The sequence below is a fragment of the Mesorhizobium sp. L-8-10 genome (assembly GCF_016756635.1).
In the GTDB taxonomy this organism is placed as follows: Bacteria; Pseudomonadota; Alphaproteobacteria; order Rhizobiales; family Rhizobiaceae.
Window position 1 is genome coordinate 5,528,031 of record NZ_AP023263.1, and the last position, 19,918, is coordinate 5,547,948.

Below are 19,918 nucleotides of genomic sequence, written 5' to 3' on the forward strand. Positions count from 1 at the left end.
TAATGCTGCGTGTTCGCGTTATTGACCTGGAATCCTCCGGCGACGCGCCGCCGGAGCACGGGCTTGTCGAGATTGGTTACTGCGATCTTGTCGCCAACTCGGCAGATTTGCTCGGTGAGCCGTGCGATTGGGAAGTTTTCGGAGGGTTCAGCGAGCTTGTAAATCCAGGCTGTCCGATCCCGCCAGAGACGTCAGCGGTCCACCACATCATCGACGAGGACGTTGCCGGCGGACGGCCGTGGCGAGAAGCGCTTCCAGCTTTTCTTGACGGCGACGGGGTCATCGCCTTCGCTGCTCACGGTGCGGACTTTGAGGCCAAATGGCTTTCGGACGAATTGCGCGGCGGGAAGCCGCTGATCTGCACCTACAAGGCGGCAATCCGGAAGTTTCCCGCGGCGCCGTCGCACAGCAACATGGGGCTGCGCTACTGGCGGAACCCGGATGGCTTGGAGAGAGAGCGCGCTTTGCCGGCGCACCGGGCTTTCCCTGATGCCTATGCGACCGCCTTCCTTCTGCGCGACGTCCTCAACGATGGGCATACAATCGCTGAGCTTGCGAAATGGACCGGCGAGCCAGCGCTGCTTCCGCGCTGCAAAATCGGCGACTACCGCAACGACGGCAAGGGTACGCCTTATAGCGAGGTGGACAGCGGGATGCTGCGCTGGATCATTCGCATTATGGCGGATGATCCCAGGCGCGAGAACGACGTGCACACCGCTCGCTACCATCTCGAGCAGCGCGAGATCGATCAACGGCTCGAATACGAGCGAATGGATCTGGAGCGCCAGCTCCACGCGAACGGCCTGGACGACAACAATCACCTTCCCGCCACGGAGCTTCCGCTGTGAAATTCACCATAAAGGCAAAGCCCTTCGCAGACGCCGTCACCGCAGTCGGCAACGTGTCGGAGCGCAGGAATACCATACCTATCCTGTCGAACATGGTCGTTGAGGCCGCGACCGGCATGGTCACCCTCAGAGCGACCGACCTCGATCTTGAGTTGACTCTCACTGCACCGGCGGACGTGACAGACCCAGGCGTTACAACCGTGCCGGCTCGCCTCCTGTCGGACATCGCCAGAAAATTCCCCGGCGGCAGCGACATCGCTTTCACAATGTCGGACTCGCAGTCCGTCACGGTATCTTCGGGCCGGTCGCGGTTCGGGCTGCACACTCTCCCAGTTGAAGACTATCCGAGCTTCGCTGCAGGGGACTTCGCCAACGAATTCCACCTTACGGGCGAAGCGCTCTTTTCCCTGTTCGAACAAGTGCAGTTCGCCATCTCGACCGAGGAGACGCGATACTATCTGAACGGCATCTATCTCCATACCATGGATGACGGTGGGAGGTCCGTGCTGCGCGCGGTCGCGACTGACGGGCACCGCCTCGCCCGCGGCCAGGTCGAAGCACCTTCAGGGTCCGCTGGAATGAAGGGCATCATCATTCCGAGGAAGACAGTCGGCGAGATTCTGAAGCTCGCAAAGGCTGCCGGACAGGGCGAAGTCGCAGTCGAGACCAGCGATACCAAGATCCGCCTCAGCTTCGGCGGCACGGTCATCGCGTCAAAGCTGATCGACGGAACGTTCCCCGACTATGAGAGAGTCATCCCGAAAGCAAACAACCGCTTTGCCAAGGTCGACTCGAAGACGCTTTCGCTGGCGGCCGACCGCGTCGCGACGATATCGTCCGAGCGCGGCAAGGCCGTCAAGATGAGCATCGAGCCTGGCCAGATGAAGCTGGTGGTGAACAACCCGGACAGCGGTGATGCCGAGGAGATGATCGACATCGACTATGATGCAGACCCGCTCGAGATCGGCTTCAACGCCAACTATCTGAAGGACGTTCTGGCGGTCATGGGCCCCGGCGAGACCACGGTCAACCTGGAGGACGCCGGCAGCCCTGCCCTATTCACGAACGAGAAGGCGAAGGATCTTCTCATCGTTTTGATGCCAATGCGCGTGTGAGGGGCCTATGAGCATCCAGGGTGACAAGTGGAAGGCCTTTTCCGATCAAGTGCTGAACCATATCGAGGAATATGTCATTCCTCAATATGGCGATGAAGGCGCCGATCTGGTGACCGACTACTCGCCAGAGGAATGTCTGCGTCAAACCGAGAAGTACATCAAGCGGTTCGGGCGATCATCGCGCCAGGGCGAGGAACTGCGCGACCTTATTAAGGCGGCGCATTTCATCCAAAGAGCCGCCGACAAGCTCAGGGGCAGCGCGTGACGGTCAATCTCATCGCGGCCGTCGGACGTCGAGGCCAGATCGGTCGTGATGGCGTATTGCCTTGGAGTAGGCCAGACGATCTGGCGTGGTTCCAGCGCCAGACTATGGGCGGCGTCATTGTCTTCGGCCACAGAACCTACCACGATCTGATCAAGAAGCCATCGCGGTTCTTGGGTCGGATCGTTCGGAACTTCGAGCGACATCACAGGCCGTCATCCGTTATTGCCGATCTTGGTCGGCTCTATCCTGGGTGGCCGATCTGGGTGGCAGGTGGCTCCGCGACTTACCGCGCCTTTGCGCCATTCGTCGACGGACTGAAGCTGATCTCGGCGATCGACTACGACAACGATCCTGCTGACGATCACCGACACGTTTTCTTCCCGTTCGACGCATACGGGATTAGCTGGGGGGACGGAATTGGCTGACTCGGTTACGAACGCGCTGGCGGATCTTCTCACGGCATGGGAGGAGATGGCTCCTCCCCTGTCTGACACAGAAACGTTTGCCCAGGCAATCGAGCGAACCCCGCGCGACAGTCGGGCTGCCACCATCCTCTTTTCGACCTGGCGATGCCGGGCCTGCCAGCGCAGCGGTTTTCTCGCCGACGCCATTCTCGACCCGGAGCGGGACACGGTCTCGTGCTCGATCTGCATGACGCCCGACCAACTGGACATGCTCGAATACATGGAGATGGTAGGCCGTGCCTGATTTGGTGGTTACCTGTCCGAAGACGTTTTGGGATGAATGGATTGCCGAGGGCGACCCTGCTGGTGAGCCTTGGTCAGGCGTCGACTGGGGCTGGTATTTGACCAATCGCGTTCGGCCGCCGATCGCGCCTGGCGAGCGACTCTATGTCGTAGCTCACGGCAGGCTCCGCGGTTATGCGCCAGTCACGGCGCTGCGCGGACTGAGCTTCGATCAGAAGCACGGAGCGGAGCCGCCGAGCGGCGTCTACCTCGACGTCGCCGAGATCGACCGCGATCCACCGTCTCACAAGGTTGACCAATGGTGCATCTGCCGGCGCGGTGATGCCGTAGCAGTGACGATAGATGCGCACATAAACGGTTTCCAAGGCTGGAGATACCGCTTTTGGCAGCGCGACACCGAAGTCCCATTCCCTGACTGGCGTACGGCCGGTCTCCGGAGCGCCGCAGAATGAAGAACCTTCCCATCCTGTTTTCGAGCCCGATGGTCCGCGCGCTCCTCCGCGAGATCGAGCAGCCAGGCACCGGCAAAACGCAGACCAGGAGGATTCTTACCCCGCAACCCGATTGGGATCATGAGGTCGTCAAGACTATACTCGACGGCTTGGTGTGGCCGATCGGGAAGTACGATCAGCAGTGCGGCGGCCCAGTGAAGTTGCCACCTTACAGTGTCGACGATCGCCTCTACGTCCGGGAGGCGTGGCGTGCGGAGACGACCTTCGATCGCTGGAAACCGAAAGACATCCCTGCCGGCAACAAGATCGAGTGTGAGGAAGACCGAACCTTTGACAATGCCAGGTGCTGGGGTAAGCGACGACCGGGCATGTTCCACCCGCGTTGGGCCAGCCGCATCACCCTGACCGTCACCGATGTCCGCGTGCAGCGGCTGCAGGAGATAAGCGAGGAGGATGCGATCGCGGAGGGATGCTCGCCTCTGGGACCCGAGTTCCTGATCCCTGGCCAATACCTGTACAGCGATCCGAGCAAGCCGCGCACGGCGATATCAGCCACTTCAGCCTATGAGAGCTTGTGGAACAGCCTCAACGCCAAGCGCGGATTCGGCTGGGACGTCAACCCATGGGTCACGGCCTACACCTTCAAGCCGATTCTCGGCAACATCGACGAGGTGACGAAATGAGCCTCCGCGAAAGATGCAAGCAGTTCTTGGGCGAGATGCAAACAAACGCGCTTCTCCGCCAGGGGTCGCCCGTTGATGATCTTGTGGCCTTTGTATTGGCCGAGGTCGGCCGGTCGGCCGACGATCGCTTGGCGGAAACGCTTCCCTTAGTTCTCTACTTCGCGACTGATCAGGATCGCGATGAGTTCGTCGCGGCAGTCCAAGAGGCAAAGCCCGGGATGGCTTCGAGGAAACTGCCATGACCGAAGCTCGCACCCCATGCATCAACCCGCGCTGTCGGCGAACCGGCCCCGCCGACGAATTCCCCGGCGAGATGATCTGCGGAAGGTGCTTCCGAACCTTGCCAGAGGCCACTCGCAAGGAGCATCGCCGCTACTGGCGCGAGATCAAGAAGTGGGATCGCCGAATCGGGCGAACCGCCGATGTGCTCAAGACATCCAGGATGCGCGCCATTCGAAACCGGCTCTCGGATCAGCTCAACCGGCATTGGGACACCTACATCAAGGCGCCGTTCCTGGCGCCCGAGAAGCCCGAAGGCCTGGACGCCTTCCTTGAGGAGGTGGGGCTATGAAGGGCTGGGCTATCGAGGAGCGCGGCGAGATACTCGTCACAACCGTCTCGCCGCACCGCATCGCCGCTATCGTGAACTGGTTGGTAGTGAGCCAAGGCATGATCGTCATGCAAGGCACACCCGATGCTGCGATCGAATCGTGCTTCGCTGACCGCGCCGGTCCGGCCGAAGCCGAAGCGGTCGAGGTGACCATCAGCAGGGTGATGCGTTCAAGTGGCTCGCCTAAGGCTGGCGTCCACCTTTCCGCGATCGATCTCGGCGAAGAGACTGCCAATGCGTGATCTTTCCCCGCCGACCGTCATGTTCATCGACACCGAGACCTCAGGACTCTATCGGAAAGACCTTTCCATTGATGACCCGGGCCAGCCGTGGGCGATGTCGATCGCCGCGGCGCTCTGCAACGATGCCGAGGAGCTCATCAACTTCTTCTCTTTCGTCATCAAGGCCGACGGGCGCACTGCAAAGGAGAACGCCGTCAACGTCCACGGGATATCGGCCCGGGCAACGTCGCAGATTGGCATACCTGAGCCCCGCGCGCTTGGCGCCCTCACCGACATGCTGAAGACGGCACCTATGGACGTCGCGCTGAAGGTGGTAACGTTCGGCGACTTCGACGGCAAGATCCTCTCGAGTCTGTTCGCCCGGTTCGCGATCTCACAGAACAAGCCATCGAACACTTACGATCGGTTATGGCTGCGGCGTCCGTTGACTGAGTTCGTCAATCTCCAAGTTCCGGTCTGCCAGATGGCCTGCAAACTGCCGAGCGAGTTCGAAGGCGGTGGCGACTACAAGTGGCCTTCTCTCGACGAGGCCTGCGAGATCATGCTCGGCATGGCTCCGCGGCCTGGCCGGCACGACGCGTGGGAAGATCTTTGCAGATTGAAGGCGCTCTACTTCGAGTGCGTCAAGAGAGGTTACATCGAGACTGAATCGGCCAATACCGGCCATAACTGAGGAGCGACGACATGAGCGAACTGAACGACAACATTCTGGCGGAACGTGAATTGATCTTGCTCGACTATACGACCCAGATCGTCTGCGCGACGGTCACCAAGAATCTGGTCTCTCCGGATGCCATCGTCGAGTTCATCGGCAAAGTCCATTCGGCCGTCAGCTCGGCGGTGATCGGCACGGCGCCCGCGCCCGCCCAGGCACCGCAGGAGCCGGCGGTGCCCATCAAGAAGTCAGTGTCCGACGACTTCATCATCTGCCTGGAGGACGGCAAGAAGTTCAAGTCTCTGAAGCGCCATCTGATGGCGCACTACGATCTCACGCCGGAGCAGTACCGCAAGAAGTGGGGCCTTGCGGCCGACTATCCCATGGTAGCGGCCAACTATGCAGCCAGGCGGTCCGTTCTCGCGAAGGCGAGCGGACTCGGCAAGCGGAAGGCGGCCTGACACGTCAGGAGATCCCAGGATGAAGATTGCTGAGAACATCGGTTTCGACTTGGACGCTTTCCGCGGCCAGCGCGCCCTCCTCCAGGGCGCGTCAGGCTCTGGCAAGTCGAATGGCGCTCGCCTTCTCCTTGAGGCGACCTATGGACAGTTCCAGCATCTCATTCTGGATGTCGAGGACGAGTTCCATACACTCCGCACCGAAGAGCGCGACTATGCGATCATCGGCGGCGACCATGGCGACGCGCCACTGACGAAGTCACAGGACCCGGGCGACCTCGCCCTCACACTCCTGAAGGTAGGTGTGTCGACCGTCCTGCAGATCGGCGACTGGACACTCGAGGAGAAGCGGTCATTTATCGGCCGATTCATCGCAGGCATGATGCGCGCCAGATCGGATCTCTGGCATCCGACGGTCGTCATGCTCGACGAAGGACATCTTTGGGCACCGCAGCAAGGCGTCGCCTCGTCCAGCGAGGCGGTTACCCACCTGGCAACGGCCGGTCGCAAGCGTGGCTTCAGCGCCATTTTCGCCACCCAGCGCCTCAGCCTGATCAACAAGGACGTACTCGGCCAGTGCGAGAACAAATTCCTTGGCCGGGTTGAGCAGAGCGCGGACCGTCGTTCTGTCGCTGACCTACTCGGCTTCGCACCGCGCTCCAGCGAAGCTGTCGACATGCAGGGCTTCCAGCCGGGCGAATTCTATGTCGTCGGCCCTGCCCTCTCGCCGATTCCCGCCCGTGCGCGTCTCTATCGGGCACACACGCAGGCGCCGAAGCCAGGAAGCACTGTTCTGCCGACGGCGACGCCGGCGGCCATCCAGCGTGCGCTGGCGGAACTAGCGAAAGCCTCGGCGGCTGAGGAACGAGCTGCCACCGCGACGCAAGCACGCGCAGAGTCGAACCCTGACGCGATCGCCTCGGCAGAGAAACGTGGTTATGAGCGCGGCCACAAGGACGGTTACGAGGCAGCGTGGACGGAAGCGAACCGGGCCAACGTCGAAGCCCGCAAAGTGCTGGCCAGACGCTATGAGCAGGAGATCGAGGATTTTCGGACGAGCCTGTGGACCGAGATCGAATGCGCGGGCGCGTTCCCGCGTTCCTATGCCCAGCGGGCAATGAGCGACGGCGCTACCGAAGTTGCCGATCCAAGCTCAGCCATCCCGACGGAAACCGTCGTGTCAGGTCAATCTGACTCCAATCTGTTCGCCGACTCCAAGATGGCGCCGAGCTCGCGGAAGATCGTAAACGCGATCAAGGCGGCCTACCCGATCGGCATCACGCTCGTTGCTGCGGCCAAGCGCGCCGGATTGTCATCGCGCTCGAGCGCCTACAGCAAATACCTCGCCGAGGCAGCTGCCAGCACCGAGATCGTCGACCGCGGCGGTGGCCGCTATGTGGCCATATCGCCGCCGAGCGGTTTTTCGGCGCCGCCTGGGACGGCCGCGTTCAAAGCAAAGTTGCCGCGGTCCTACGCCGCGATGCTCGAGGCGATCGAGACCGCCGCCGGCGAGATCGTCGCGAAAGAAGAAGTCGCCGATCGCGCCGGTGTGAGCAGGACATCGAGTGGCCTTGGTGCCGGCCTCCGCGAGCTAGTCGAGCTTGAACTGATCGAAATGGTCGATGGCGGTTATCGCCTGTCACCGGATTTCCTTTGACTGGAGCTTTTGATGGCTGACGGAACGAAAATCGAATGGGCAGATGCCACCTGGAATCCGATTACCGGATGTTTGGTGACATCACCAGGCTGCAAGCGCTGCTATGCAATGAAGCTCGCCGGCACGCGGCTGAAGCACCACCCGTCGCGGGCCGGCCTTACCGTCGACACCAAGAACGGCCCTGTGTGGACCGGCGAGGTCAGACTCAACGAGCAATGGCTCGACCATCCGCTGCGCTGGCGCGACCCGCGCATGATCTTCGTCTGCGCCCATGGCGACCTGTTCTACGAGCGCGTGCCGTTGCCATGGCAGGACAAGGTCGTCGGCACTATGGGCAGCGCGCCACGGCACATCTACCAGGTGCTCACCAAACGGCCGGACTTGATGCGCTCCTATTTCGAGGACCTGCCGGGCAGGATCCACGATTTGGCCTGCAACAGCCTGCTCGACTGGATCGACCTGCCGATGCCGAGCGTCTGGCTCGGGTGCTCGATCGAGGATCAGCGGCATGCCGACGAGCGGCGCGAGCCGATGCGGCTCTTGGCCGAAATGGGATGGCTCACCTGGGTGAGCTATGAGCCAGCCCTCGGCCCGATCGACTGGACCGGCTGGGAATTCCTGCGCTGGATCGTATCCGGCGGCGAGAGCGGCGAAGGTGCCCGCCCATCGCATCCAGACTGGCATCGCGCCACCCGCGATTTCTGCGCCAGTCACGGCATCGCCTACCTGTTCAAGCAATGGGGCGCATGGGGACCCGCGAGGCCAGTGCCGTCAGGGACGCCAGGTCGTTATGCGATCGCGAACGCCGGTCCACACTCCTCCTTCTTGCCGGCGATGGTGACCGAAGTCGATACCTATCCCCGGCAGTTCTCTCTTTTTGGCGGAGCGACTGTTCGAGAATTGGTCGGCAAAAAGCGTGCCGGCCGCCTGCTCGACGGCCGCGAGCACAACGAATTTCCAAAGGTGGCAGCATGATCACGAACCAAGACAGGACCGCGATCCGCAAGATCTTCCGGAAGGTGAAGGAGGAGACCGACCCAAAGGTCTCAGAACTGGCCCGGTCCCAGTCGGTCAATCGGGAGATGCCGAACATCATCGCGGCGCAGAACACGCTGCGGTTCTGCCTCGAGGTCGTGCTCCGAGAGTGCATTCCGTATGACGAATATCTACTCGCCGAACTGGCCGCGCGGATGGCCGCCTACACGGTGAGCGCTGCACCGATCGAGCGGCAGGAGCAACTCGCGGAGATCGTGTCGAACAGCATCAACAAGTCGCTCCAGGAAAAGCTTTCGCGCGGCATGGCACTGAAGACCGAGTGGGCAACCGACGGTCAGGTCCCATACCCCAACGTTCCCGACAAGAGCCAGGTGCAGTGACCATGGCATTCGATCTCACCAAAGCCTCTCCAAACTCCCGCTATCGGCTGCGCAATGGCGCGATCTGGACATTCCGTCACCTCGGCCACATCAGCAAACTCATCGCCGTGGGTGAGGTCGAAGCTGGTTCGGGTGCTGCCTGCCTCTTCGCCGACGACGGCCGATATCGGATGGACGGCGAAGACCATATGTTCGACATCGTCAAAAGGCTTCCAGACTGATGGCATCTCGCGTCAATCAGCCCTCGTCAGCCTTCGCGACGTCGCGCCGCGCCAGGGACGTCGAAGCGGTGAAGGATCCGCGCCACCTTGCTTGGATCCGGACACTGCCGAGCGTCATCTCTGGCACCCACGGCTGCGTCGCAGCTCACATCAACTTCGCCGATCGCCGCTACGGCAAGCCCGAGCGCGGCAAGTCAAAGAAGGCTGATGACAGATTTGTGCTGCCGATCACGCCCTGGGAGCATACCGACGGGCCAGACGCTCAACATCGGACAGGCAAAGAGAAGGCGTGGTGGGCCGCGCGCGGCATCGACGCGACGACCCTGGCGAACGACCTCTGGCGCGTTAGCGGTGACACCGAAGCCGCCATGGCCATCCTGCGCGAAACCTGGAGACAGCGGTCGCGGCTGCGGAGGCCCATGCAAGGAGGAGCATGCTGATGGTTGAGCGCGCCTATACGGTGAAGGAAATCGACGAACTTAGAGAAGTCGTCCAGAACGCATGGCTCTACGGTTCCTATCATGGAGCGACGCCGCAGCGTCCGTTCAGCCGAGCCTACAACGAGGCCGAGAAGACCCGTTGCGTCGAGGAGATGGTGCGCACGCACATGCTCGCCGGCCACACGGCCGAGGATCTGCTCGCTTCTGAGGCCAAGCCGGATGGTGCGGCGGGCTTTGCCGATGGCCTCTATTACACGGCGGACGATGCTTGATGACCGATCTTCAGACCCTCCTGGCCGACGTCGAGAATCTCGCCGGGCCTGACCGCAACGTCGATGTCAAACTCGGCGCCCTATGGCCAGAGCCTCGGCCGTTCAATCTCAGGGGAACGGCGGTTCGTAACGGCAGACCGCCTTGCTTGCATTTCACTGGGTCGATCGACGCAGCCAGGCTGCTACTGAAGCATGTGCTGCCAGGCTGGATCTATCGCGTCGCCGAGTGCAGCGTATCTGACGACGCCTGGGTCATCCCAGATTTCAACGATCCGGTGCACGGAGCCGCGCTGCAGGCAAGGTTCCAGAAGGAAGCAAAGCTCGATCCGGTCGAGTTTTTCGGGACTGACGTCGACCGCAGGCCGGCCGGGCAGCCGGCGCTGGCGCTGATCGAGGCGCTTCTGCTGGCGCTCATCTTCATTTCGAGCCCTGTGGAAAACGGGGATAATCTTTCATGAGCAAGCCTGCTATGATCCCTGCTGGTTGCTGGCCGGCGCGGATGACCCCTGAAGTTGCCGCTGGATATGTCGGCGAGCGCTCCGCAGACGCGTTTCTGCGCCTTGTGGGTACAGAGTATCCGGCTCCAGTCGTCGACACTGGTTCCGGCAAGGGGCGTCGCCGACTATGGCTGAAAGCGGATCTGGATCGGGCAATTGGACTCTCCCCAGGAGACGTCGACGTTCGAAACCTGCCCGAGGCAGAGTTTTGATCGAGCTCGTCCTGCCTCGCTACGTCTTACCGAAGAGGCTCAAGTCCGGGGCGACGGGCTTCTACTGGACCTGCCCGAAAGTCTATGTCGACGCCGGGTGCCCTTGGCGATCGGCGCCACTGGGGGAAAACCTTTCCCAATCCGACCTGAACGAAGCGGCAGAACTCTGGAACAGCCGCCTTGACGAGTGGCGCACAGAGATAGCCCGGCCCGAGCCTACCGATCGGCCACTGGAGGAACATTTCGCATATGGGACGGTCGGCTGGCTACTCGATCACTACCTGACGACGGATGCCTTCAAGGAGCGCGTATCCGAGCCATCCAGGCCAGACTACAAGCGCATTTTCAAACGGGTTTGCGCAGTCACATCAAAGAAGACCAAGAAGCGTTGCGCCGACTACCGCGTCGCTGAATTTGGGGTCAGCGCAGCCGAAGCGATTTATGCCAACTTCGCGGATTCTGGTGCCATGCGGTCAGCCGAGAAGGTTGTCATCTACTGCGAATCGGCCTGGGATCGCATGCGTCCGCACTTCCCAACCCTATTTCGGCCGGAAGTTCCCAACCCTTGGAACGGCGTTACCGTACGAAGACGCGAAAAGGCCAAGAAGGGTTTTGCAGATCGGGAGCGCACCTACAAGTTCGCTTGGGGCGCGGTCGAGAAGGGCAAACCTGAACTCGGCGCCGCCGCGGTACTCGCTTACGAATGGTTCATGCGGCCCTCATCGATTTCGGCCGGCTTCGCCCAATGGACGAACTATCGATCAGCGGCCAACCCGACAAAGATCAAGATAAAGCATCGCAAAAATGGCGGCGAGGTCGACCACCCGCTGGAGGCGGTTGTCGATGGCCAGGTGGTGAAGCTCTATGCCGATGCCGAGGCAATACTGGCCAAAGTTCCGCGCCGCGGCTTGTCGATCGTGACGAAGCCGGATGGCCAGCTGTTCGGCGACACGACGCTGTTGCCGAAGGCGATCAGGGAGATGGCCGAAGATCTCAGCATGAACGGCTTCACGCTCGACCAGGCGCGCCACGGCGGCATGACGGAGATCGAAGAAGCCGAACTAACCGAAGGTCAAGGCAAAGCATTGTCGACGCACCGGTCGAAGGCCTATCGAGTCTATGCGAAAGAGACAGAAAAGCGCGTGCTCGATGCCACGCTGAAGCGTTTTGGCCATTCTGAAGGGCCGGAAAAAGATAAAGAAATCAAGGTCCGAAAACAGCAGTAAAACAGGCGCTTTTCGGGCCTTATTCAGAATGGCCGTTGAATTTGTTCAGCTGGGAATGGATTTGCAGTCCTCTGCGTAACCACTCCGCCACGAGGCCTCGCCGCTGCCGGCGTTCTACGCGGCTTCAATAGGTTGCCGGGTTTTTAGCGTCAAGTGATGGAGTTCCATTCCGGACGAATTCCCACGGTCATTCAGAACGAAGGGCACAAAAAGCCGTCCGCTGTGGCCCGGCCGCCGCACTTAATCGCGCCTCTATCGATCGAACGAGCTATCGAGGAGGTCCAAACGCAGGATTAGTTGTTGGCGCGGGGGCACCGGAGGAATCATGGAATCGATGCTGCTGCTCTATCCGCTTGTCGCAGCATCGGATCCATCCTGAAACCGCTGCCCACTTTCAGCTCCGATGCCGTGCGCCCTGGCGAGATTCGCAAACGGGCCAGGACGCCGTATCTGCCCTGAAGAACCGCAGCGCTGCAAGGTCCGCGGCGGCGCGCGGCCAGAGTGGGGTGCCGCCGCAGCCGGGCCGCAGGATTGACCACCCGCAGATCCAGGCGGCGATTCGGGTTTGCATTGACAGGAAGCCGAACGAATCGACGCCGACTGCGATCGCCCTAAGGATGCGAGCCCGAGGTACCGGAGCCGCGCCTGCCATTGCCGCCGGCAGCCCGGTTGCGCGCTTTTCGTCGTTCCCACCGGACGATCAGTCGCCGTCGCAGGCGCCGCACGATATGGAATTCATAGGAAAGGATGAGCAGTCCCAGGGGGATCATCCAGAAGCCGAGCACCGGCAGAAACCCCAGGAAGCCGAGGAACACGAGAATCGTCCCGATGGCCACCCTCAGGGGGCGCGATTTCGGCAGTTCGTAGTCACGTCCCATGAGCGACAGTTTCGGCGGACGCGGCGACGATTCCGGATTGTCCTTCAGAGCCTTTTCTCCCGAACTCCCTGTGGCGAAGCGGCACGGTTGGGCGGCGCTTCTGCCAAGAACCCGCATATGATGCCCCCTGCCCGCCATTGCGAGAGCCCGGTCGTCAAAAAACCGTCGAAAAAAAATGCGATTGGTTCTTTGCAAACGCGAAACGGGTTTGCTATAGGCAGCCACGTTTCGACGCGAGCCCTATCGTTCCCCGGTAGCTCAGCGGTAGAGCAACCGGCTGTTAACCGGTTGGTCGCTGGTTCGAATCCGGCCCGGGGAGCCACCTCTTCAGTAGTTTACATACATATCTCTCGATTTTGCGCCCGCTGGCTAACGCCTCGGGGCAACAAATTGCGCAACATTCTATGGATTTTCATTGGCTACTGACCGATTGCTGCACCGCATCGGCTGCCTGAATCATGGAGAGCACGATTCTCGGCGACTGATTGTCGGACATTTGGTGGTCTGCTGAGGAGTTGCGGGCCATCGCGCAAGGGCGTTTCAATCATCTAACCCGTGCGCGCTGTGTCGATATCCCAGTCTTTCCCAAATAGTGGCGCCAAGGACTCAATCCTTTCCGGAAGTGCTCGACCGCTACAGGTCATGCCCAGGAACGTCGCGGCACGAGTCGCGCCAACGTAGAGAAACTTGTCAAAGAGATCAGGCTTGAGCTCTGCCAGTTCGTCGACATTCACGAAGAACACCGACTCAAACTCAAGACCCTTGATATGCTGGACATCAAACACTCTGACATCATTATCATTGCCGGCATGTTTCCCATTGATGCATGATTCAACATGCAGATTGTAATCTTGGAGGGCGTTTCGGAGAGAATCAGCGACAGGGACTACATGCCGCTCGTCATTGACCAGGACAGCGACTGTTGGGAGCGGTCGGCTCAGCTTCTCGATTTCGCCGATCCGTTCAGCCAACCATTGCCCCAGCGCATCGATGCTCGCTAGTTCAGTTCCAAAAACGGGCGCGTACCCGGTGTTGTCCATATTCTCTGGCGAGGCAGCAGCCGTAACTTCGCCCGAACAGACACGGATGATTTCGCTCGCAAGGTGGCCAAGCTGTTGGCTGTGCCTGTAAGTGATACTGATACGGCGCACATCGATGTCCGGGAAAGCCCACTGCATGTCGTCGCTGCCCTTCGCACCCCACTTGGTGATGCGTTGATTGAAGTCGCCACACGCAAAAAATGACTGGATCGTTCTCGTCGCCAGCAACCCCATGAGCGCCAGTTGCACCGGCGAAAAGTCCGTCGCCTCGTCGACGGCAATCTGATTGCGCAGCTGGTTCCTAAGGCTGGCCACGATGGTCCAGCGCGGTTCGTTTAGTGCATTCAGCACTCGGCGATCTTCAAGCAATGCGGCAGGCAGGCTCAGGCTGGCCAGCAACATCAGGTCAATTTCCGCAGGGCCAGCCTCACGTTCGTTGATCTTGTCCTCAACGTACCATTTCCCCTCGGAAGCCGCCTCGCGACGAAACTGCCGGTATCGATTGGGCGTGGCATTGACGTATCGCCTAAGCGGGTCTGCAAAGGACGCAAGGAGTCGCTGGAGACGAACAGCCTTGCCTGTTTCCACAAGCCCGGCATCGTCAGGTCTGCGATCCGCGATCCATTGGGCGATCTGGCCCGCCCGCGAAGCGGGACGCGGCCGGTCCTTCATGTAGAGACCAAGAGCCTGTCGCCTCAGGTTGTTGACGTAAGCCCTTTGCGTCGCCTGCATTCTGCCCTGGGGCGTGGCGCTCGCATCTTCGTCTTCATCATCAACGTCGTCACTGTCGTCTTCGGCTTGCCGCAGCGTGTCGAGGAAAGCTGCAAATTGCTGGGCGAAGCTGGGGTCCTTTCGTTGTTCGATCCTGAATGCGCCTTCAAACAGCTCTCTGGTTTGGTCGCGAACGGCCTCCAGCCTATTCCGGATTCTGGTGGATGCCTCGACCAAGTCGATCATGGCGTCCTTGTCGTCGCCGTCATGCCCCTTGCGTGCGGCAGCGCCGAGGACAAAAATCTGGCGATTTATCTCAGGGTCGCCGTGTGCGGCCAGAGCGTCCGCATTGGACATAAGATCGCCCCAGAACTTTGCCTTTTGCGACAGGTCAAAGGCTTCAAACCAGGGAATCTGGTCCGTCAGTGTGGCGGCTGTAATGAATGGCTCATCATCCTTCTGGGTGAATGCGCCCCTGCCATCCGATGCACGAAGAATTCGGAACTGATTGCGTGCGAGTTCGCGGCGTTTGTTAGTCCATGTGCTGACATTCCTATCAGGCGCGGGTATCCGCTCGCGATTGAAAGCCTCCTGAAGATAATCCTTGAGAAGGTCAGTCGGCGTGAACATCAGCCAGCTGTCCGCATGGGCAACGGCGCCTTCGAAATGAGCCCGTTCAATTAATTGCCGGTCCTGCTCCTGTTCGGGTTCATTCGGCCTGGCCATGAAACCAAGCCGCCGGATCAGCGTAGTGGTCTTGCCGGTGCCGGGAGGGCCGATGATCAGGAGACGCCGGTTCAACGGCAACCGGAACACCGCATCCTGAAACTCGTCAAGAATAGGCTGATCACGCAGGCCCATCTTGGTGAGAAATGCCCGGCGTGTCTTATCTTTAACAATCTCAGCCAGTCTTTCCTGAAGCAGTTCAGCTTCAAACGGGTCGTCGCTGTCTTTCGCCTGTCCAACAGCTGAAAGAAACGCCCTGAGTGAATCAACGTTAAGTGGTCCGTAACTCTGACTGTGGATCTTGCGGCCAACCGCGTCCCACATCTGCGATTTGAAACTGGGGGCTAGTTCCGCTCGCTCCAGGATCAGATAGCTCTGTTCACCTTTCGGCAGGCGGATATCAATCTCATTGCCGACTTTGCCCGTTGCAAGACGACCAATTGCTGTATTTCGCCCAGCCAGCTTCCACGGCGAGCCGGGTACACCATGAGCCGTCTCGCGGCAGATGTAATAGGTGCCGAGTTTCTCATCCTCATCGACTGCTACGACCCTCACCAGCGCAGGTTCGCGGATCAGCGCCGCTAGGCTTATCTGCACCTCTTCCGTTACCCGCGAGTATGCGTTGAAAGCGCGATTGTCGGTCACCGCATTGTAGTTTGCGAGCACGTTCGCGGTGGAAGCGCCGCCTTGACTTCGCAAACGCTCGGCATTGCTCGCAATGGCTTGAAGAGCGGCGAGCACCTCGTTGGCGAACGCCTCCACCTGCTCATCCCGACCCGGGTTTTGTTCGTCTTGCGTCATGTGTCCCCACCCAATCCAACCACGTACCACGCAGCCTCATTCCTCTGCGAAGAAGTCCTCGTCCAATCGCTTGACTTCGACTGTCCGGCTGACGCGCACGCCGACGCCGTGTTCGATCATCAGTTCGGCAAGCCGGGCGCCATCGATCAGGATCACGCGCTGCGGCAGGTGGCGCGCGAAATCCAGGGCCGGCGCGCTGAAGCTCGACGTGGTGACGAATACGCCCTTTGTTGCACCAAGGCCGACGAGGCTGCCGACAAATCCCTGCACCTCCGGCCGTCCGACGCCGACATGTGGCGAATAGCGTTTGGCCTGCACATAGATGCGGTCGAGGCCGAGCCTGTCCTCGTCGATCACGCCATCGACGCCGCCGTCGCCGCTACGTCCGAGCCGCTGGGCCGCGTTCTCGTGCGTTCCGCCGTATCCCATGGCGACAAGCAGATCGACAATGACCCGTTCGAAGAAGGCCGGGCTTTGCGCGGCGATGCGCTGGAGAAGGTCCGCCTTCAGCGCCGCGTGGAGCACTGCGTAGGCGGCGTCGATCTGCTCCTCGGGTGTCGAGGCCGCGTCGGCTGCCGCGCTGGTCGCAGCCGCTTCCGCCGGCGAGGCCTCCTTGCTTGCCGCATAAAACTCCACGAAGGCGGGATAAGCCTTCAGCGTTTCAACGTCGATCGATGCCGGGTTGCGTGCAAGCAGCGCATTGCCCGCTTCGCTGGCCTTGAACACGCCGCGCGATGGGCTGTCGATCAGCCCGGCCTTGCTCATGTAGAACTTCGCCCAGTGAATGCGGTTGTGCAGGATGCGCTGGCGGCCGCTGGGCAGCATCTCCTCGCGTTCGGGTTCCGAAAGTCCAAGCTGATCGGCGATCTTGTCGGACGCTTCCGGCACGCGCGTCGCGCCAGCTGCGGCGATGCGCAGCACGGGTAGCATCAGGGCCTGATAGTCGGGGATCGTCATGCGCCCCGCCTCGTCATGCTGCTGCCTTTCGTCCACGCTTTGCCTTGGGCGCAGCGGCGCGGGCCGCGCGAATGCGCTCCAGAAGCACGCTGGCCGGCTCGTCGTTCGGGTGCTGCGGCACCAGTTCGCCCCGGAAGGCTTTGGCGAGGATGGCGGATTCAAGACGGTCCAGCAGCGCGCGGGCGCGTGACGCTTCGGCTTCGAGGCGATCGGCGCGGCCGAAGGCCGCTTGAACCTCATCTGCGATACGCACTTGCTCCGCAAAACCCACTCTGGGTAGTCTAACCGCTTGCAGGTCCCGCTGCGATATCTTCCAAATGCCCGCAGTCGTACGAGCCATCCCCTCAACTTGGCTCCGCACCTCAGCGCTGTTCCACACAAGGCTTAGCCAACGTTCTGAGACCTTCTTGCGATCAACTCGCAAACGAAAGGCGGTGTCAGGGAAGATCGTAGTTTCGACAGGCGTCGTTTCGACGACTGACGCCTTGCCAACAAGCGAGAGTGTACCATTCCCACGACTGACTAGAACATCGCCGGCAATCAGACGGAACGGCTCCGCGCGGTCAGATGTAATGGGAAGAAAGCGAACATCCTCCAAATTCACATGGGCACCGCGCAGTGCGCTGAGACGCAAGGCACGTATCCCTGGTAGCTGATCTGAACCCTTCACCGACAAGCCGTTCCTGATAGGTGCCTCGAGGAAGTCCTCTAATGTCGTATCGCCAGACGCGTCCCAAAGGCGGACAGATGCCGCAGCACGAATCTTGGCGGCCAACGCCGGCACCCGATCCAACTCCACTCGGGCGCGGGCGATGCGGGCGGTGAGCGCATCCAGCTTCGCGACGATGCGGCGTTGTTCAGCAGGAGGCGGTACATCAACGTTGAAGGCCTTAACCGCTGGGAAGTAGATCGTCGTATGCGTCGATCCCTCGCCAAACTTTCTGATGTCCTCACCCTCAGCAAGAAGTGCGGCCATCAGATAATCTGGATCAAGCGCATCTGAACATGTCCAAGCGACAAAGTCCTGGCTAGTCGCCATGTCGCGGCCCATCTTGACGACGTAGCCAACGGAAGCCGTGCGGGACAGACAGATGGTGCCTTGCGGTAAAAGTCGCGCTGAAGAGTTGTCCAGGCCAAGCGCTGTAATGGTCTGGCTCGTTGTATGAATCTCGCCGCCATGATGCGTCCGTGCGTCTGTAATTCCGATCCATGGTACGCCACCATCCCAATACTCGGGATGATTGCGGCTAGGTGTGTGGCCCGTGCCTAGTTCGGCGACGTCGGAAAGAAGAGCACGGATCCAACCGTTTGGAAGCGGGTGTTCCGGATCGTTCACAGAGATCGCTGCGCGCCCGCGGATCACGCGATTTGTTGCAGGTCTGCCGCTCACTATTCCGCCGCCTCCGCCAGCGTCCCACTGTCGCTGTCCAGCTCCGCTACCAACGCGGCGATCTCCTCCAGCGCCGTCTTCAGGTGGCCCTCGATCGCAGCGGCGATGTCTTCCGGCGTCTCCAGCCCGTCTTCGGCTTCGGTGCTGGTGTCCTTCAGCCAGGTGATGTCGAGATTGTCGCCGCGTGCTGCGATCTCTTCGCGGGTGAAGCGGCGGAAGCGGCCCTCCTCGCCCCAATCTATGCGCGTCGATGCGCCATTCGGGTCGTCGCCAAAAGCGGTGGCAAAGTCCTCAAGGTCCGACGCCTTGAATGGATTGGTCTTGCCGTAGGACGGCGCGCCGGAGCGCGCGTCGTAAATCCACACCTCGCGTGTCGCGTCCTCCATCGGCGCTTCCTCGTCAGCGCGGGTGAAGAACAGCACGTTGGTCTTCACCCCTTGCGCGTAGAAAATGCCGGTCGGCAGGCGCAGGATGGTGTGCAGATTGCACCAGTTCATCAGCCGCTGCCGCAGCGTCTTGCCGCGACCGTCATCGAACAGCACATTGTCCGGCACGACCACTGCCGCACGGCCACCAAGCCTCAGCGCGCGAATGCAGTGCTCCACGAAGGGCAATTGGTAAGACGACACGCGGTCGGTGATGGAAAGATCGTCACGCGTCGGCGGCCCGCCCGCCGGGCCGAAGGGCGGATTGGTCAGGATCAGGCCGGCGTTCTTGTATTGCGGCCGTGAGCCTGCGGGCGAAAGCGTGTCGGCGAGGTCGAGATTATCCGGGTCGATGGCGTGCAGATGCAGGTTCATCAACAGCAGCCTGAAGGTATCAGGCACGTTCTCGATGCCGCGCAGCGCTTGGCTCAACTGGAAAGCCTGCTGTTTGGGCGAGAGCTCGAAATAATCGTCGGTGTCGGCCTTCATCCGGCTGTTGGCGGCAATCAGGAAACCGCCGGTCCCAGCGGCTGGATCCTGGATCACCTCGCCCGGCTGCGGCTTCATCAGCCGCACCATCACCTCGATCAGCGCGCGCGGCGTGAAATATTGACCCGCCCCGCGCTTGGTCTCCTCGGCCATCTTCTGGAGCAGACCTTCATAGGCGTCGCCGAACGCGTCGCGCTCGTCGCTGAACCAGTGCAGGCCGTCGATCGCGTCGATGAGCTTGCGTAGATTGGCCGGCTCCCGAACGATTGTGGAGGCGTTCTGGAAGATCGCAACCACCGAACGATCTTTCACCTTTTCGCCGTCGCCGAGGTCGATCAGTGCCTGCCGGTAACGCTGAAGCACTTCGATTTCGCTGGCGCCTTTCAGCGCGTGCCAGCGATATTGTTCGGGAATGCGGCTCTCGTCCTTCTGCTCCGACGCCATCTTGAGAAACAGCAGATAGGTCAGCTCGGTGATATATTGCATGTAGGTGATGCCGTCCTTGCGCAGCAGCGCGCAGAGACGCCAGAGCCTGTTCACCAGATTTGCCGAAGCATTCATCGTC

At 60.9% G+C, this 19,918-nt stretch carries 26 protein-coding genes, 1 tRNA gene and 1 pseudogene; 22 read left to right on the top strand and 6 right to left on the bottom strand.

Annotated elements, in window-relative coordinates; all coding sequences use genetic code 11:
• Positions 1 to 2: 2 nt before the first annotated feature.
• The 13 genes and pseudogenes from JN280_RS25860 to JN280_RS40355 form a co-directional block, all read left to right on the top strand.
• Positions 3 to 848 carry an exonuclease domain-containing protein gene (locus JN280_RS25860; protein ID WP_202306585.1) on the top strand — a complete coding sequence of 282 codons (846 nt, stop codon included), beginning with the start codon at positions 3 to 5 and terminating at the stop codon, positions 846 to 848.
• The gene (gene dnaN, locus JN280_RS25865) at positions 845 to 1,963 is read left to right on the top strand and encodes a DNA polymerase III subunit beta (RefSeq protein ID WP_202306587.1); all 1,119 of its coding nucleotides are present in this window, start codon (positions 845 to 847) and stop codon (positions 1,961 to 1,963) included. Before JN280_RS25860 ends, dnaN begins: the two co-directional genes overlap by 4 nt.
• 7 nt (positions 1,964 to 1,970) lie before the next feature.
• Positions 1,971 to 2,228, top strand: a complete 258-nt coding sequence (locus JN280_RS25870) for a hypothetical protein (RefSeq protein WP_202306589.1) — start codon at positions 1,971 to 1,973, stop codon at positions 2,226 to 2,228.
• Positions 2,225 to 2,653 (top strand): dihydrofolate reductase, encoded by a 429-nt coding sequence (locus JN280_RS25875; protein WP_202306591.1) that lies wholly within the window; start codon positions 2,225 to 2,227, stop codon positions 2,651 to 2,653. The genes JN280_RS25870 and JN280_RS25875 overlap by 4 nt, the downstream gene beginning before the upstream one ends.
• Entirely contained in the window at positions 2,646 to 2,936 is a 291-nt protein-coding gene (locus tag JN280_RS25880) for a hypothetical protein (RefSeq protein ID WP_202306593.1), read from the top strand. Before JN280_RS25875 ends, JN280_RS25880 begins: the two co-directional genes overlap by 8 nt.
• Positions 2,929 to 3,387, top strand: coding sequence for a hypothetical protein (locus JN280_RS25885; RefSeq protein ID WP_202306595.1), 459 nt, complete (start codon positions 2,929 to 2,931; stop codon positions 3,385 to 3,387). Before JN280_RS25880 ends, JN280_RS25885 begins: the two co-directional genes overlap by 8 nt.
• Positions 3,384 to 4,070, top strand: coding sequence for a hypothetical protein (locus JN280_RS25890; RefSeq protein ID WP_202306598.1), 687 nt, complete (start codon positions 3,384 to 3,386; stop codon positions 4,068 to 4,070). Before JN280_RS25885 ends, JN280_RS25890 begins: the two co-directional genes overlap by 4 nt.
• A complete protein-coding gene (locus JN280_RS25895) occupies positions 4,067 to 4,312 on the top strand; it encodes a hypothetical protein (RefSeq protein WP_202306600.1) in 246 nt (81 codons plus the stop codon). Before JN280_RS25890 ends, JN280_RS25895 begins: the two co-directional genes overlap by 4 nt.
• The gene (locus JN280_RS25900; RefSeq protein WP_202306602.1) at positions 4,309 to 4,641 is read left to right on the top strand and encodes a hypothetical protein; all 333 of its coding nucleotides are present in this window, start codon (positions 4,309 to 4,311) and stop codon (positions 4,639 to 4,641) included. Before JN280_RS25895 ends, JN280_RS25900 begins: the two co-directional genes overlap by 4 nt.
• Positions 4,638 to 4,922, top strand: a complete 285-nt coding sequence (locus tag JN280_RS25905; protein ID WP_202306604.1) for a hypothetical protein — start codon at positions 4,638 to 4,640, stop codon at positions 4,920 to 4,922. Before JN280_RS25900 ends, JN280_RS25905 begins: the two co-directional genes overlap by 4 nt.
• Entirely contained in the window at positions 4,915 to 5,595 is a 681-nt protein-coding gene (locus JN280_RS25910; protein WP_202306606.1) for a hypothetical protein, read from the top strand. Before JN280_RS25905 ends, JN280_RS25910 begins: the two co-directional genes overlap by 8 nt.
• Before the next feature lie 11 nt (positions 5,596 to 5,606).
• Positions 5,607 to 6,038, top strand: coding sequence for a MucR family transcriptional regulator (locus tag JN280_RS25915; RefSeq protein WP_202306608.1), 432 nt, complete (start codon positions 5,607 to 5,609; stop codon positions 6,036 to 6,038).
• 19 nt (positions 6,039 to 6,057) lie between these two features.
• A pseudogene (locus JN280_RS40355) lies at positions 6,058 to 6,195 on the top strand (hypothetical protein); the annotation flags it as partial.
• On the opposite strand, the gene JN280_RS39585 reads toward JN280_RS40355, so the two are convergent.
• Positions 6,130 to 6,273 (bottom strand): hypothetical protein, encoded by a 144-nt coding sequence (locus tag JN280_RS39585; RefSeq protein WP_244742067.1) that lies wholly within the window; start codon positions 6,271 to 6,273, stop codon positions 6,130 to 6,132. The pseudogene JN280_RS40355 and the gene JN280_RS39585 overlap by 66 nt on opposite strands.
• Positions 6,274 to 6,339: 66 nt before the next feature.
• Between JN280_RS39585 and JN280_RS25920 the strand changes: the two genes are divergently transcribed.
• The 8 genes from JN280_RS25920 to JN280_RS25955 all read left to right on the top strand — a co-directional run bounded on the left by JN280_RS25920 (position 6,340) and on the right by JN280_RS25955 (position 11,936).
• Positions 6,340 to 7,692 carry a hypothetical protein gene (locus tag JN280_RS25920; RefSeq protein WP_244742070.1) on the top strand — a complete coding sequence of 451 codons (1,353 nt, stop codon included), beginning with the start codon at positions 6,340 to 6,342 and terminating at the stop codon, positions 7,690 to 7,692.
• A 12-nt stretch (positions 7,693 to 7,704) separates the two neighbouring features.
• The gene (locus JN280_RS25925) at positions 7,705 to 8,667 is read left to right on the top strand and encodes a phage Gp37/Gp68 family protein (protein ID WP_202306612.1); all 963 of its coding nucleotides are present in this window, start codon (positions 7,705 to 7,707) and stop codon (positions 8,665 to 8,667) included.
• The gene (locus tag JN280_RS25930) at positions 8,664 to 9,068 is read left to right on the top strand and encodes a hypothetical protein (RefSeq protein WP_202306614.1); all 405 of its coding nucleotides are present in this window, start codon (positions 8,664 to 8,666) and stop codon (positions 9,066 to 9,068) included. Before JN280_RS25925 ends, JN280_RS25930 begins: the two co-directional genes overlap by 4 nt.
• A 2-nt stretch (positions 9,069 to 9,070) precedes the next feature.
• Positions 9,071 to 9,289, top strand: coding sequence for a hypothetical protein (locus JN280_RS25935; RefSeq protein ID WP_202306615.1), 219 nt, complete (start codon positions 9,071 to 9,073; stop codon positions 9,287 to 9,289).
• 68 nt (positions 9,290 to 9,357) lie between these two features.
• A complete protein-coding gene (locus JN280_RS25940; RefSeq protein WP_202306616.1) occupies positions 9,358 to 9,729 on the top strand; it encodes a hypothetical protein in 372 nt (123 codons plus the stop codon).
• Complete coding sequence (locus tag JN280_RS25945) at positions 9,729 to 10,001, top strand: hypothetical protein (RefSeq protein WP_202306617.1); 273 nt, start codon at positions 9,729 to 9,731, stop codon at positions 9,999 to 10,001. The genes JN280_RS25940 and JN280_RS25945 overlap by 1 nt, the downstream gene beginning before the upstream one ends.
• Entirely contained in the window at positions 10,001 to 10,459 is a 459-nt protein-coding gene (locus JN280_RS25950; protein WP_202306618.1) for a hypothetical protein, read from the top strand. Before JN280_RS25945 ends, JN280_RS25950 begins: the two co-directional genes overlap by 1 nt.
• A gap of 247 nt (positions 10,460 to 10,706) precedes the next feature.
• A complete protein-coding gene (locus JN280_RS25955; protein WP_202306619.1) occupies positions 10,707 to 11,936 on the top strand; it encodes a hypothetical protein in 1,230 nt (409 codons plus the stop codon).
• Positions 11,937 to 12,547: 611 nt separating this feature from the next.
• On the opposite strand, the gene JN280_RS25960 is transcribed toward JN280_RS25955, so the two are convergent.
• Complete coding sequence (locus JN280_RS25960; protein ID WP_244742076.1) at positions 12,548 to 12,814, bottom strand: PGPGW domain-containing protein; 267 nt, start codon at positions 12,812 to 12,814, stop codon at positions 12,548 to 12,550.
• Between the two features lie 247 nt (positions 12,815 to 13,061).
• Here JN280_RS25960 and JN280_RS25965 point away from each other — a divergent pair.
• A tRNA-Asn gene (locus tag JN280_RS25965) sits at positions 13,062 to 13,136 on the top strand.
• A gap of 226 nt (positions 13,137 to 13,362) precedes the next feature.
• On the opposite strand, the gene JN280_RS25970 is transcribed toward JN280_RS25965, so the two are convergent.
• From JN280_RS25970 to JN280_RS25985, 4 genes are read right to left on the bottom strand one after another with little or no spacing between them, the layout of a single operon-like run.
• On the bottom strand, positions 13,363 to 16,092 hold the full coding sequence (locus JN280_RS25970; protein WP_202306621.1) for an ATP-binding domain-containing protein: 2,730 nt from the start codon (positions 16,090 to 16,092) through the stop codon (positions 13,363 to 13,365).
• A gap of 36 nt (positions 16,093 to 16,128) precedes the next feature.
• On the bottom strand, positions 16,129 to 17,085 hold the full coding sequence (locus tag JN280_RS25975; protein WP_244742079.1) for a restriction endonuclease: 957 nt from the start codon (positions 17,083 to 17,085) through the stop codon (positions 16,129 to 16,131).
• Positions 17,063 to 18,439 (bottom strand): restriction endonuclease subunit S, encoded by a 1,377-nt coding sequence (locus tag JN280_RS25980; RefSeq protein ID WP_202306622.1) that lies wholly within the window; start codon positions 18,437 to 18,439, stop codon positions 17,063 to 17,065. The genes JN280_RS25975 and JN280_RS25980 overlap by 23 nt, the downstream gene beginning before the upstream one ends.
• Positions 18,439 to 19,914, bottom strand: coding sequence for a class I SAM-dependent DNA methyltransferase (locus JN280_RS25985; RefSeq protein WP_202306624.1), 1,476 nt, complete (start codon positions 19,912 to 19,914; stop codon positions 18,439 to 18,441). Before JN280_RS25985 ends, JN280_RS25980 begins: the two co-directional genes overlap by 1 nt.
• Between the last annotated feature and the right edge of the window lie 4 nt (positions 19,915 to 19,918).